This is a genomic window from Nocardia sp. NPDC058480, assembly GCF_042720495.1.
Taxonomy (GTDB): domain Bacteria; phylum Actinomycetota; class Actinomycetes; order Mycobacteriales; family Mycobacteriaceae; genus Nocardia.
Genome location: NZ_JBHXMN010000021.1, coordinates 90,166 through 102,783 on the forward strand (window position 1 = coordinate 90,166; position 12,618 = coordinate 102,783).

Sequence of the window (12,618 nt, forward strand, 5' to 3'; positions counted from 1 at the left end):
AGGAAGATCATCCGCAGCGAATCACGCACCGAGCGGGGCGATGTCGCCACCCCAGGCCCGTAGACGGGCGCCATGATCTGCGGCTTCGTCCGCCGCGGCGCGCGCTTGCGCCGGTTCGGCGACTCCCGAGCGCAGCATCGCGGTGGCCCAGCGCAGTGGGAGAAGGCCGTTTTCGCGGCAGCGCGCGTCGACCCGGCCGGCCAGTTCCGCGGACTCGGCGAGGTCGCCGGTCGCGGCGGTCGCGGCCGCGACGAGCAGTGCCGATTTCACCTGGTGGCGTACCGACGGCAGCGCCGCGGCGAGGTCGACAGCCGCGACCGCGTCGCGCAGCGCTCGGCCTGCTTCCCCGCCGGCGAGCGCGGTCTCGGCGCGCACCCAATGCCAGCGCACCTCCGCTCGCGGGGGCGCCTCGGCGAGCAGTGGTCGCACGCGGCCGAGCAGCTTGTGCGCCAGGCCGAGTCGGCCGACGCCGAGCGCGTCGGCGGCTAGACCCGTATACGCGTCGGCGAGCGCCTCGGCGCGGGCCGCACCCGTGGCGCCGAATCCGATCGTCGCGGCGCGGCCGTCGAACGCTGCCGCCGCCGCGTGGCCGCCGAGCTGGCGTAGCAGTGATCCCCGGGTGCTCTCGACGAGGGATCGCAGGCCGGGATCTGTCGTAGTCCGGGCTGATATCAGCAGGTCAGCACGGGCGGCGGCGTAGCGGCCCTGCCCGCCGAGCGCGACCGCGCGGTACCACCGCGACAAGGGGTCCGCAGGCTCCGGCAACTCCGTAGCGGCCAAGCCCGGAGTGGTGCCGAAGGCAGTCGAAACGAGTATTTCGGAACCGATATCCGCGGGTGAGGCCTTTGTCTGCACGCCGAGACTCTAGCCGCGACCAGCCCTGGACGGTTCGCGTGTTATGACCAAGGAACGCCTATTCAGCAAACAATCAGCATTTCTCTCGAGCGCCGATGTTGCCATCAGGTAAATCTCCGCTCCCCGATGCCGCTACCGCAAAGTCTCGAATTCACATGCGTTGCGCGCAATTAACCTTCGCGCCCCGTTTACGCCATCTTTACGGAGTCGGCCCGCGAGGCCCCTTGTGATCCATCACACCCGCTCACCAGGAGCGTCGCCGACACGAACCGGGCCCCTACCGGCGCGACCTGGGAAAACCGAGGCAGCCTGAGAGACGGAGAGACGCCCGATCCATAGCCAACCAAACAGTATGGAGGGATCGGGTGTGGAATGTAAATAGTGAGGAGGTTAAATTTCAGCGCTGCAGATTTACTGAACTCATGCGCCGAACTATTGACGGAATTTCCCGCCTGCACCTAACGTAGCTCATCGCCACGGTTGGCGCCGCGCGAAATCGCAGCGACCTCCGAGCGGCACCGTCAGGCACCGTCGAGCCGGCCACCCATCATCGGGTGCCGCGTTGACCTGCCGCACCACTCGCTCGACAACGCTGACGAGCTCGCGCCACAAGGAGTTCACATGCCCATGCCCACCCACCTCCCCGGACCGAACGCCGATGTCTGGGACTGGCAGATGCGCGGCTCGTGCCGCGGTCAGGACTCCGCGGTCTTCTTCCACCCCGACGGCGAACGCGGCCGCGCCCGCACGGCACGCGAGATGCGCGCCAAGGAGATCTGCCGGGCCTGCCCCGTCCTCATGCAGTGCCGCACCCACGCCCTCAAAGTCAGCGAGCCCTACGGCATCTGGGGCGGCATGTCCGAGACCGAACGCGAGATGCACGCCCGCCGCAACCGGCGGCGGATGGCCGTCTGAGAACCCCACGGACCTCGTCTGGCGGGGTTGGCAAATCTGTTCCAATCCGCTGACCCCGGCGCGCCGAATCCCTAGCAAACAGCTGGCACCCGAATAAAGACACCCCCGGCCGCGAGGGGGTCATAGCCTCGGGCTACATTCGTGACCGATGACACAGAATGGGTTCCGAAGCGAAGCCTTTCCACCGAGCGTGGATTCTGCGGTTACCGCACGCGCGGCCGAAGGAGTCGAGCTAGCTGCACTGCTGCAACGATGTGGTCTGTCCGACCAGCAGGCATTTTCCGAACTGTACGACCGAACATCGGCGCGCGTTTTCGGCCTGGTACTGCGGGTACTCCATGATCCCGGGTACGCGGAGGAGACCACTCAGGAGGTCTACCTCCAGATATGGCGAACCGCCACGAGTTTCGACCCCGCCAAGGGGTCGGCGGTGACCTGGCTGATGACGCTGGCACACCGGCGCGCGGTCGACCGGGTTCGCGCCGAGCAAGCCCACACCCAGCGCGAGGTCGCGTACGGGATCCGGGTGCTCGGCCACGAATTCGACGAGGTCACCGAGGAGGTGGAACGCAGACTAGAACAACAGGCCGTCCAGCGCGGGCTCTCGACCCTCACCGAGACCCAACGCGAGGCGATCTCGCTCGCCTACTACGGCGGGCGGACCTACGCGGAGGTAGCTCAATACCTCGGCATCGGGTTACCGACCGTTAAGTCCCGAATTCGGGACGGATTGACACGACTGAAGAAAAGTTTGGGGGTGACGTGAGATGAACGAAGCCCAGATCGATCTCGCGCACACCGTCGCGCTCGGATTGATCGACGACGAAGACCATCACGCGATCCAGACCATCATCGATACCGAAGACCCAACCCTGTGTACCGAGTTCCTGCGAGAGCTTCGCTGTACCCGCGAAGTGCTCGCCGAACTCGCGTCCGCAACCCCCACCGCACCGCCTCCGTCGCTGCGTGACCGTTTACTGGCCGCGCTCGATGCCGAAGACCCGCCGGTAGCCAGCTGACCCAGCACTTCGACAACACACCGCACACCCCAAGCCCGCCATGACCGCACTACCAGCCCCGCACCGGCGGCCCCTCAGGCCCGCGGACACGCGCGCGCCCTTAATCCGCCATGACCGCACTACCAACCACCGCACTCCCGACCCCTGGGGAGGGACGGCCACGAAGTGGCCGGTCCGCGGCCGGGTCGCCGGTTAGCGCTCGAAAGCGCTGAGCCGAAGGCTCTAGTCTCGAGCGCTAACCGGCGGCCCCTCAGGGCCGCGGACACGCGCGCGCCAGCGCGCCAATAAACACAGCGTCAAACCCTCTGGGACTACCGAACAAAAAGGCCCGCCACCGATCAAAATCGGCAGCGGGCCTCCCTGACCTCACTCGTCAGTGCGCGTGACCGTGCCCGTGCCCGTGGTCGTCGTCGGCCTCGGCCGGCTTCTCCACGATGGCGCTCTCGGTGGTCAGGATCATCCGCGCGACCGAGGCGGCGTTCACCACGGCGGAGCGGGTCACCTTGACCGGGTCGACGACACCGTCGGCGAGCAGGTCGCCGTAGGTCAGGGTGGCGGCGTTGAAGCCGTCCTTGCCCTCGGAGACCTTGGCGACGACAACCGCACCGTCGAGACCGGCGTTGCTGGCGATCCAGTACAGCGGCGCCTCGAGGCCCTTGCGAACCACCTCGACACCGACGGCCTTGTCGCCGGTGAACGAGTCACGCAGCTCCACCAGCGCGGCGGCGGCCAGCACGAGTGCCGAACCACCACCGGGGACGATGCCCTCCTCGACCGCGGCCTTGGCAGCGGCGACCGCGTCGTCGACGCGGTACTTGCGCTCCTTGAGCGCGGTCTCGGTGGCAGCGCCGACCTTGATCACCGCGACGCCACCGGCCAGCTTCGCCAGACGCTCTTCGAGCTTCTCGCGATCCCAGTCGGAGTCCGAGGCCTCGATCTCGCGACGCAGCTGCGCGCTGCGGCCCTTGATCTCGTCGTCGGTGCCCGCGCCGTCGATCAGCACGGTCTCGTCCTTGGTGACGACGACGCGACGCGCCTGACCCAGCTGCTCGATGGTGGCCTCGCGCAGGGTGACGCCGAGATCGGGGTTGATCACGGTGCCACCGGTGACGACGGCCAGGTCGTCGAGGAACGCCTTGCGACGATCACCGAAGAACGGCGCCTTGACCGCGACGGCCTTGATGGTCTTGCGGATCGAGTTGACCACCAGGGTCGACAGCGCTTCGCCGTCGACGTCCTCGGCCACGATCAGCACGGACTTGCCGGACTCGGCGATCTTCTCGAGCAGCGGCAGCAGATCGGGCAGCGAGCTGATCTTGTCGCGGTGCAGCAGGACGTAGGTGTCCTCGAGCACGGCCTGCTGGGTCTCGGGATCGGTCTGGAAGTAGGGCGAGAGGTAGCCCTTGTCGAACTGCACACCCTCGGTGATGACGAGCTCGGTGTTCGTGGTCGAGGACTCCTCGACGGTCACGACGCCGTCCTTGCCGACCGTGGTGAGGGCCTTGCCGACCATCTCGCCGATCTCGGGGTCACGCGAGGAGACGGTGGCGACCTGGGCGATGGCCTGCTCGCCGGAGACGGGGGTGGCCAGCGCGAGCAGCACCTCCGACACCTTCTCGGCGGCAGCGGCGATGCCCTGGCCGAGGGTGATCGGGTTGGCGCCGGCGGCGACGTTCTTCAGACCGCCGCGCACGAAGGCCTGAGCCAGCACGGTGGCGGTGGTCGTACCGTCGCCCGCGACATCGTTGGTCTTGGTGGCGACGCTCTTGACGAGCTGTGCGCCGAGGTTCTCGAAGGGGTCATCGAGGTCGATCTCACGCGCGATGGTGACACCGTCGTTGGTGACGGTCGGGCCACCGAAAGCCTTGGCCAGCACCACGTGCCGGCCGCGGGGGCCGAGGGTTACCTTGACGGCGTCGGCCAGCTTGTCGACACCGCGTTCCAGAGCCCGGCGAGCCTTTTCGTCGAACTCGATCTGCTTGGGCATAAGAGGATTCAGCTCCTGAGTCTGATGGCGGCATTCCCTGGCCCCTGCGTGGTTACGCAAGCTACCGCCTCCGGGGCCTGAGCTCATGCCGCGTGTGTGAACGCAATCCGCCCCGGGCCTGTGAAGACGCCGGGGCGGAACGCTGATGCGGCGTTGGCCTTACTTGGTGACGACGGCCAGGATGTCGCGCGCCGAGAGGATGAGGTATTCCCCACCCTGGTACTTGATCTCGGTGCCGCCGTACTTGCTGTAGATGACGACGTCGCCTTCCTTGACGTCGACCGGGATGCGGTCACCCTTATCGGTGACGCGGCCCGCTCCGACGGCAATGACGGTGCCCTCCTGGGGCTTCTCCTTGGCCGTGTCCGGGATGACCAGGCCGGAGGCCGTCGTCGTCTCGGCCTCGTTGGCCTGGACGAGGATCTTGTCCTCGAGCGGCTTGATGTTCACGCTCGCCACGTTGAGCCCTCCACTTTCAGGGGAAATTCGGCCGTCCGGAACTGGTGCCCCGGACCGGGTTTCAGTCAGCTCGCGACCCTGCGCACAGCCCCGTCGTCGCGGGTGCCGGAGCCGAAGCCCAGAAGTCGACTTGGCACAAGTACAGCTACACAGTGCCGACTAGCACTCTATACGTGAGAGTGCCAGCACTCAAGGTCGGGTTCTGCCGATGTCGCATTGTCGACACGCCCACACTGCCCAGTGATCTTCACATCGCCTGCCACAATCTGTAACGTTCGCATAACAGGCTGTGACAGAGCACAGGAAGGCGCCATCCGCTCGGAGAGCACCATCAGCTTGAAGGGAGGTGAACATGCGAACATCCCTCGGCATCTCGGCCGGGAACGAGGTGGTGTGCTCGGCACTGGTCGCTACGGGGCCCGCCGGCGAGCAGACTTTCGACTACCGCGTCGTTTCCGCCGATGAGGCACATTCCGACCTCGGCGATCTCGTGGCGTCCTCGATCGAGTTGATGACCACTCAGTTACCGGTTTCCCAGGCCGCGATGGCAGGCGAACCGCTCGGGCGCTATTCCGGCGGCGGCCGTCGCGCCGAGTCGGCCCGTTCGCGGCCGCCGACCAGCGTCGCCGTCGCCTACCGCAACAAGGAACAGGCACAGGCCATTCGGGCCGCCTGCGCCCGCCACCGCGATCTACGGTTGGTCACCGAGGGCGCCGCCGCCCTGGCCTACCTGCGCCACACCGGACTGCTCGACCGCTACGCCACCGTCGCGGTGATCGATCTGGGCGCAACCGGACTCACCGTCACCGTCGCCGATTACACCGACAACGTGGTCCTGCACACCGAACGCACGCCGACGCTGAGCGGCAACGCGATCGACGAGCTGATCTACCACCACCTGGTGGACCTGCACTACGCCCGTCGCGGCACCCGGCCCAACCGCACCACGCTGACCAACCGCGGTCGCGCCGCCAAGGAACACCTGTCGCTGGCGCCCGTGGTCACGATCGATCACGTCGCGGGACAGGGGCTCGAGCTCACCCGCCCCGATTTCGAGGAGCTCATCGGCGGCCTGCTGCGCAATATCGCGCTGTTCTCGTCGTCGGTGTTCACCCGTGCGCCGAAGTACCCCGACGCGGTCGCCGTGATCGGCGGGTGCGCCAATATCCCTTGTGTCATCGACATTCTCGACTCGCGACTCGAGGTGCCGGTGCTCACCGTGCCCGACCCGGAGGCCGTGATCGCCAAGGGTGCCGCGCTGGTCGCCGATGCCGCGGCACCGTCCGGACTGGCGGGCGGCGCGGCCGCCGACGCACCCAGTGGCACGTTCGCCAAGGTGGTCGGCACCCTCGTCGGTGCGGTGGTGGTGGTCGGACTGGTGATCGGCTACGGCGTGCAAGCCGTCACGCCCGATACCCCCGATGTCACGCCGGCCGGGACGAGCAGCACCGTGCGTCAGTCCCCCTTACCGTTGGTGCCCTCCCCGGCACCCGCCCCCGCCAATCGGGAGAGCACCGAACGCACCGGCGTCACCAACGCCCCGCCCGCGGCTACCACCGGCGCGCCCACTTCCGCGCAGACGACGAGCACGAACGCCACCACCCCGTCCGTGCCCACTTCGACCACGGCCCCCACCCTGCGCCCCGACCCGAAGCTCCCGCAGATCCCCTACCCCGAGTCCCAGCTCGGCCCACTGGACAGCGGCTCCTCCGGCGGCGGCAGGCAACGCCCCTCCACCCCGAACATCTCCCCAACCCAGGCCCCCGCCCGCAGCGGCCTCCCGATCCCGCGTGCCGACGCGACGAACGAAATCCCGATCCAGCCTGACGATCAGCGCGTCGGCACGCCCCGATAGCTCGCTGAGCCGCCGCTGGTCACGGCTGTTGGTTCAGCCCGGCCAGGATGACATCCAACCCTGCCGAAAACTCCTGCTCCGAGATACTGAGCCGCTGGGAGGCCTTCCATCTCGCGCGGGTGGCCTGCGCCGTACAGGTCTTCGCCCTGATCGTCGCTACCACCCTGCTGCCCGCGAAGGAGATCCAGCGATGAGGACCGTCGAACTGTCCGTGTCGGGACCAGCCCTTTCGGCCGAGGCCGAACACGACCGCGCCCTGCGACTCCTGATGGCGCTGAGCTAGCCGCGCAGCGCACTCACCGACACGGGCAGGCCGGGGTCGGTGGCCACGGTCAGTTCGGCGGGTTGCGCGCCCGCCGCGATCACGTGGGCGCCGAGTGCCGCGATCATGACGCCGTTGTCGGTGCACAGCCGCGGCTTCGGCACACGAAGCGTCAAACCCGCTGCGGCACAGCGCTCTTCGGCGAGCGATCGGATCCGCGTGTTGGCGGTGGCGCCACCGCCGAGCACGATTGTGTCTACGCCGATATCGGCAGCCGCGCGCACGGCCTTCATCGTCAGCACATCGGCAACCGCCTCCTGGAAGGACGCGGCGATGTCGGGAATGGGCAGCTGATCGGGAGTGATGCCCTGGCGCTGGGCGGCCTCGACATAGCGGGCGACCGCGGTCTTGAGGCCGGAGAAGGAGAAGTCGTAGCGCGAGTCACGGGGCCCGGTCATGCCGCGCGGGAACGCGATCGCGCGGGCGTCGCCGTCGGCGGCTGCCGCGTCGAGGGCGGGCCCGCCGGGATAGCCGAGGCCGAGCAGCCGGGCGACCTTGTCGAAAGCTTCGCCGGCGGCATCGTCGACAGTGCTGCCGAGTTCGGTGATCGGCTCACCCAGATCGGTGACCTGCAGTAGATGTGTATGCCCACCGGAGACCAGCAGCGCCACCGCGGGCGGCATCGGACCGTGCTCGAGCGTGTCGACCGCGACGTGCCCGCCGAGGTGGTTGAGCGCGTAGAACGGCACATCCCACGCCGCCGCGTACGCCTTTGCCGCGGCGACGCCCACCAGCAGCGCACCGGCCAGGCCGGGCCCGATGGTGACAGCGAGCGCATCGGGCTTACTGATCCCCGCGGTGGCCAGCGCACGACGCATCGCGGGCACGATCGCCTCGAGATGCGCACGCGACGCGATCTCGGGCACCACCCCACCGAAACGGGCATGCTGGTCGACGCTGGAGGCCACCTCATCGGCGAGCAATTCGACGGAACCATCCGAGTGACGGCGCACGATGCCGACTCCCGTTTCGTCGCACGAGCTTTCGATCCCCATGACAATCACGACAACGCCTCGCTCCGCTGGTCGCCCGCCGCCCGGTCGAATCCGGCGACGATCACGACAACACCTCGTCCTGCCTGCCGCGCGCGGCCCACTCATCGGCCGCGGCGGTCAGTTCCGGGCGCCGCATCGTATAAGCGTCGGCACCACTGGGGTGGTAGTAGTTCTTGCGCAGCCCGATGATGTGAAAGCCGTGCTTGGCGTACATCGCGATGGCGGGTGCGTTGTCGGTGCGCACCTCGAGGAATACCGGTCCACCACGTTCGGCCGCCGTGGCCAGCAGTGCTTCGAGCAGCAGCGTGCCGATACCACCCCGATGACATTGCGGGTCGACACCGATCGTGTGCACCTCGGCCTCGGGATGGGCGTCGTCACCGAGCAGCGCGATGCCCGCGTAGCCGACCATCATCCCGTCGGCATCGCGCGCGGTGATGTAGCGATTGTGCCCACCGGCCAGCTCGGACCGGAACGACACCGCCTGCCACGGGTCGTCCTCGGGAAACAGCAGGTGCTCGAGTTCGACGCAGCGGTCGATATCGGGCAGCGTCATGGGAGCGATCAGGTACTCGGTCACGGCACTCACGCCCCGGTCCGGTCGAGGGTGCGGAAGCTGTTCTCCACCGCATCGGGCCTACGCAGATACAACGGCACCAGCGCTGCCGGCACATCCGCGGCCAGTAGCGCGGGCGCGGCGACGGTTACCAGCCCGGCAGGCGACGGCGTCTCGCTCGGCAGCACCGGTAGATCGAAATAGTCGACATGTGCCGCCGACCCGGCGATCGCCGCGGCCTCACCGACCGGCACGTCGGCAGCCTTGTTCACCTCGGGACCGGCGACCCGCACCCCGTTCAGATACTTGGCCCAGTACACCTCACGCCTGCGCGCATCGGTGACCACCAGCAGCTCACCGGGGTCGCGCTTCTCACCGAAGGTGTCGGCGGCGATCGCGTCGAGACTGCACACCCCGTGCACGGGTAACCCGAGCGCATCACCGAAGGCGGCCGCGGTGGCCATTCCCACGCGTAGCCCGGTGAACGGTCCCGGTCCGAGCCCGACGACGACCGCGTCGAGCTCGTCGCGGCGCACCCCCGCCTCGGCTAGACACTCCAGGATCTGCGGGGTGAGGACCTCGGCGTGCGCGCGGGCGTCGACCTTCACGCGCGCAGCGAGCGTCGCCACGGCGGGCCGGGTACCGGGTTCACCGGCAGGTGACAGGTGCACCAATCCCGCTGTAACGGCGGGTGTCGCGGTGTCGACTGCTAGTACGAGCATGATTGTCTCAACAATACCGGGTGGTATCGGCGCTCGGCGCGCACCGGTGCGCGGGTGATCGCCCGTTATTCGATCCATTCCCAGATCGCCGTGCGCACATCGGATTCCGGCTCCCGGGCGAGTTGCACTCGCAGATGCCGGTCGGCGAGGTGTTCGACAACCCCCTTGCCCCATTCCACGACGACGACCGCGTGGTGCAGGTCGGTGTCGAGGTCGAGCGAGTCCAGTTCGTCGAGGTCGCCGGCGAGGCGATAGGCGTCGACATGCACCATCGCCACCCCGGGCGTGCCGTCCGGGCGCACCCCGGCCTTGTGCGCTCGCGCGATGATGAACGTCGGTGAGCTGACCCGGCCCGCGACACCGAGACCGGCGGCGATTCCCCTGGTGAGCGCGGTTTTCCCGGCGCCGAGCGGGCCGTCGAGCACGACCAGGTCACCCGGTCGCAGGATGGCCGCCAGTTCGCGGCCGAACGCTTCGGTGTCCTCGACCGTGTCGAGAACACGCTGGTGCGGATCAGCCACCGACAGCCTCCTCGCCGCGCGTGTCGGTGATCCCCGCGCGTGCCAGCAGCCGATCGAGTGCGGCCAGGCTCACCTCCGGGAACTGCAGGTGCGGCATGTGCGCCGCCTCACGTACCCGGACCAGCTCGCTGCTCGGCAGTTCCGCCGCCAGTTCGCGGGAGTTACGGAACGGGATCACCACGTCGTGCGCACCGCCCAGAATCAGCACCGGCAGTTCACCCAATACCGGCAATGCGGCCGATTCATCGTGCAGTTCAATCGCTTTCAGGAATTTCTCGATGGTGCCGACCGGTGTGCGGTCGATCATCATCGTGGTGAATCGCGACAATGTCGGGCTCACCGGGCCGTGGAACGAGCTGACGTGCAGGATCGGCGTCACCACCTGCTTGCTCGCGCTGCGGCTGAACTGCACCAGCGTCGGCGCCGTTCGGACCGCCAGCCGGAACCCGTCGACCGCGGGATGGCGAATCAGTTGCGAGATCCCGGTCGCGGTCACCTCCGCGGCCGCGGTGCTCAGCAGCCCGACCGCGCGCACCCGAGACGCGAATAGTTCGGGGAACTGCGCGGCCGCCGCGAGTACCGCCATCCCGCCGAGCGAATGCCCGACCAGCACCACCGGCCCCGTCGGCGCGCACTCGCGGATGACGCGTGCGATGTCGCGGCCGAGCTGGGCGACCGTGCAGCTGTCGGTGCTCGGCGTGCCGGAGCGTCCGTGTCCGCGCAGATCGAAGAAGACCATCCGCAGCCGCGACCCCCACTGCCGCGCGAGATCGCGGCGCTGGAAGTGGAACGACTCCATGCTGTTGCAGAATCCGTGCACGAAAACGACCGTGAACTCGGCGGAATCGTCACCGAAGGTACGGGTGGCCAGCGACACACCGTCGTCGGCGAGCACCACCCCCGGTTCGTCCTCGTCGATCAGGGCGAAGTTCTCGTCGCGATATTCGTCGCGTTCGGCAGGCCACAGCACCCGGGCGCCGATCTGGCGCAGGGTGTGGGCGATGGCGAGCCCCGCGAGCAGCCCCGCAGTCGCCAGGCCGCCGCGCCGGATCACCGTGCGCCGGGTCATCGGCCGGTCCCCACGTAGCGGCGGACCGTGCGACCACGCGGTGCGCAGACGACCTCGTAGTCGATCGTGTCCAGCGCCCGCGCCCAGTCGAGCGGGTGTGGCTGTCCCGCGCCGCCGCCGAACAGCACCGCCCGGTCGCCCTCCCGCACGCCGCCCGCGTTGTCGCCGAGGTCAACCACGAACTGGTCCATGCACACCCGCCCGACATTACGGTGTCGCGCCCCGCCCAACCACACCTCGAAACGCCCACTCAGCGAGCGGAATACACCGTCGGCGTACCCCGCGGGCACCACGGCGACCGTGGTGTCGCGCGGTGCGACCCACCGATGCCCGTACGACACGCCCTCCCCCGCCGCCACCTGTTTCACCAGCGCGACCTCCGCCTGAAACGTCATCGCCGGCTTCAACCCGAATTGCCCGAGCTCGGGGATGGGCGAGAGCCCGTACACCGAGATGCCCGGCCGAACCATGTCGAAATGCAGATCAGGCCTGGTCAACGTGGCCGCCGAATTCGACAGATGCACGAGCTCGGGTTCGAGCCCGTATTCCTTGGCCAGCGCGATCGCCTCGACGAACCGTTCCCGCTGCCGATCCAGCATCGGATGCCCCGGCTCATCGGCATGCGCGAGGTGGGAGAAGATCGCCCGAAACCGCGCCACCTGCCCGTCGACGAGCCCCCGCAAAGCCCGCAAGACCTGCGGATACTCCGTCACCGACACCCCGTTGCGATTGAGCCCCGTATCAACCTTCAACGTCACCGTCGCCGTCTGCCCCACCACCAGCGCCGCCCGCTCCACCGCCCGCAACTGCGCCAGCGAAGACACCCCGATCTCGAGATCCCCCGCGATAGCCGCCGCGTAATCAGCATCAACGGTATTGAGCCAGCAAAGAACAGGCGCGGTAATCCCCGCCGCCCGCAACGCCAGCCCCTCGCCGACCGTAGTCACCCCCAACTCCCGAGCCCCCGCCCCCAAAGCGGCCCGAGCCACCTCAACCGCCCCGTGGTTGTACCCGTCAGCCTTGACCACCACCATCACAGCGGCCCCCTGCGCATACTCCCGCAACACCCGCACATTGTGTGCAATGGCATCCAAGTCGACAACAGTCTCCACTTGCGCATTCACACCCCCAATCCTGGCAGGACCACCTCCCAAGAATGTCAGCGGGCCGTCCCCGAACCCCGCAGCGTCCCGCACTCCCAGCCACACCGTCCAACCCCAAATCCGCCATGACCGCACTCCCAACCCCCACCCGCGACCCCTGGGGAGCGGCGGCCACGAAGTGGCCGGTCCGCGGCCGGGTCGCCGGTTAGCGCTCGAAAGCGCTGAGCCGAAGGCTCTAGT

The 12,618-nt window shown here is 68.2% G+C and carries 14 protein-coding genes; 5 read left to right on the plus strand and 9 right to left on the minus strand.

The genetic code is table 11. The features are described 5' to 3' along the window. Positions 1–21: 21 nt before the first annotated feature. On the minus strand, positions 22–855 hold the full coding sequence (locus tag ACFWO8_RS30845; RefSeq protein WP_378971721.1) for a hypothetical protein: 834 nt from the start codon (positions 853–855) through the stop codon (positions 22–24). A 621-nt stretch (positions 856–1,476) separates the two neighbouring features. Here ACFWO8_RS30845 and ACFWO8_RS30850 point away from each other — a divergent pair. The 3 genes from ACFWO8_RS30850 to ACFWO8_RS30860 all read left to right on the plus strand — a co-directional run bounded on the left by ACFWO8_RS30850 (position 1,477) and on the right by ACFWO8_RS30860 (position 2,789). After that, a complete protein-coding gene (locus ACFWO8_RS30850) occupies positions 1,477–1,770 on the plus strand; it encodes a WhiB family transcriptional regulator (RefSeq protein WP_022567299.1) in 294 nt (97 codons plus the stop codon). A 148-nt stretch (positions 1,771–1,918) separates the two neighbouring features. Beyond that, positions 1,919–2,536, plus strand: a complete 618-nt coding sequence (locus ACFWO8_RS30855) for a sigma-70 family RNA polymerase sigma factor (RefSeq protein ID WP_378971738.1) — start codon at positions 1,919–1,921, stop codon at positions 2,534–2,536. Position 2,537: 1 nt separating this feature from the next. Then, complete coding sequence (locus ACFWO8_RS30860) at positions 2,538–2,789, plus strand: hypothetical protein (protein ID WP_378971741.1); 252 nt, start codon at positions 2,538–2,540, stop codon at positions 2,787–2,789. Between the two features lie 373 nt (positions 2,790–3,162). Here the strand turns inward: ACFWO8_RS30860 and groL are convergent, their stop codons facing one another. Then, a complete protein-coding gene (gene groL, locus ACFWO8_RS30865; RefSeq protein WP_378971746.1) occupies positions 3,163–4,776 on the minus strand; it encodes a chaperonin GroEL in 1,614 nt (537 codons plus the stop codon). A gap of 159 nt (positions 4,777–4,935) precedes the next feature. After that, positions 4,936–5,235: a co-chaperone GroES gene (gene groES / locus ACFWO8_RS30870; RefSeq protein ID WP_056818214.1), complete on the minus strand. Its 300-nt coding sequence runs from the start codon at positions 5,233–5,235 to the stop codon at positions 4,936–4,938. A 352-nt stretch (positions 5,236–5,587) separates the two neighbouring features. Between groES and ACFWO8_RS30875 the strand changes: the two genes are divergently transcribed. Both ACFWO8_RS30875 and ACFWO8_RS30880 read left to right on the plus strand, forming a co-directional pair. Beyond that, positions 5,588–7,090 (plus strand): Hsp70 family protein, encoded by a 1,503-nt coding sequence (locus ACFWO8_RS30875; protein ID WP_378971754.1) that lies wholly within the window; start codon positions 5,588–5,590, stop codon positions 7,088–7,090. Between the two features lie 47 nt (positions 7,091–7,137). Further along, the gene (locus tag ACFWO8_RS30880) at positions 7,138–7,284 is read left to right on the plus strand and encodes a hypothetical protein (RefSeq protein ID WP_378971761.1); all 147 of its coding nucleotides are present in this window, start codon (positions 7,138–7,140) and stop codon (positions 7,282–7,284) included. Between the two features lie 85 nt (positions 7,285–7,369). On the opposite strand, the gene tsaD is transcribed toward ACFWO8_RS30880, so the two are convergent. From tsaD to alr, 6 genes are all read right to left on the minus strand, one after another. After that, positions 7,370–8,416 (minus strand): tRNA (adenosine(37)-N6)-threonylcarbamoyltransferase complex transferase subunit TsaD, encoded by a 1,047-nt coding sequence (gene tsaD, locus ACFWO8_RS30885; protein WP_378971770.1) that lies wholly within the window; start codon positions 8,414–8,416, stop codon positions 7,370–7,372. A 52-nt stretch (positions 8,417–8,468) separates the two neighbouring features. Next, a complete protein-coding gene (gene rimI / locus ACFWO8_RS30890; protein WP_056819219.1) occupies positions 8,469–8,963 on the minus strand; it encodes a ribosomal protein S18-alanine N-acetyltransferase in 495 nt (164 codons plus the stop codon). Positions 8,964–8,992: 29 nt separating this feature from the next. Beyond that, a complete protein-coding gene (gene tsaB, locus ACFWO8_RS30895) occupies positions 8,993–9,685 on the minus strand; it encodes a tRNA (adenosine(37)-N6)-threonylcarbamoyltransferase complex dimerization subunit type 1 TsaB (RefSeq protein ID WP_378971776.1) in 693 nt (230 codons plus the stop codon). Between the two features lie 65 nt (positions 9,686–9,750). Further along, a complete protein-coding gene (tsaE, locus tag ACFWO8_RS30900; RefSeq protein WP_378971784.1) occupies positions 9,751–10,206 on the minus strand; it encodes a tRNA (adenosine(37)-N6)-threonylcarbamoyltransferase complex ATPase subunit type 1 TsaE in 456 nt (151 codons plus the stop codon). Continuing rightward, entirely contained in the window at positions 10,199–11,275 is a 1,077-nt protein-coding gene (locus ACFWO8_RS30905) for an alpha/beta fold hydrolase (RefSeq protein WP_378971791.1), read from the minus strand. The genes tsaE and ACFWO8_RS30905 overlap by 8 nt, the downstream gene beginning before the upstream one ends. Further along, entirely contained in the window at positions 11,272–12,408 is a 1,137-nt protein-coding gene (gene alr / locus ACFWO8_RS30910; RefSeq protein WP_378971824.1) for an alanine racemase, read from the minus strand. The genes ACFWO8_RS30905 and alr overlap by 4 nt, the downstream gene beginning before the upstream one ends. Between the last annotated feature and the right edge of the window lie 210 nt (positions 12,409–12,618).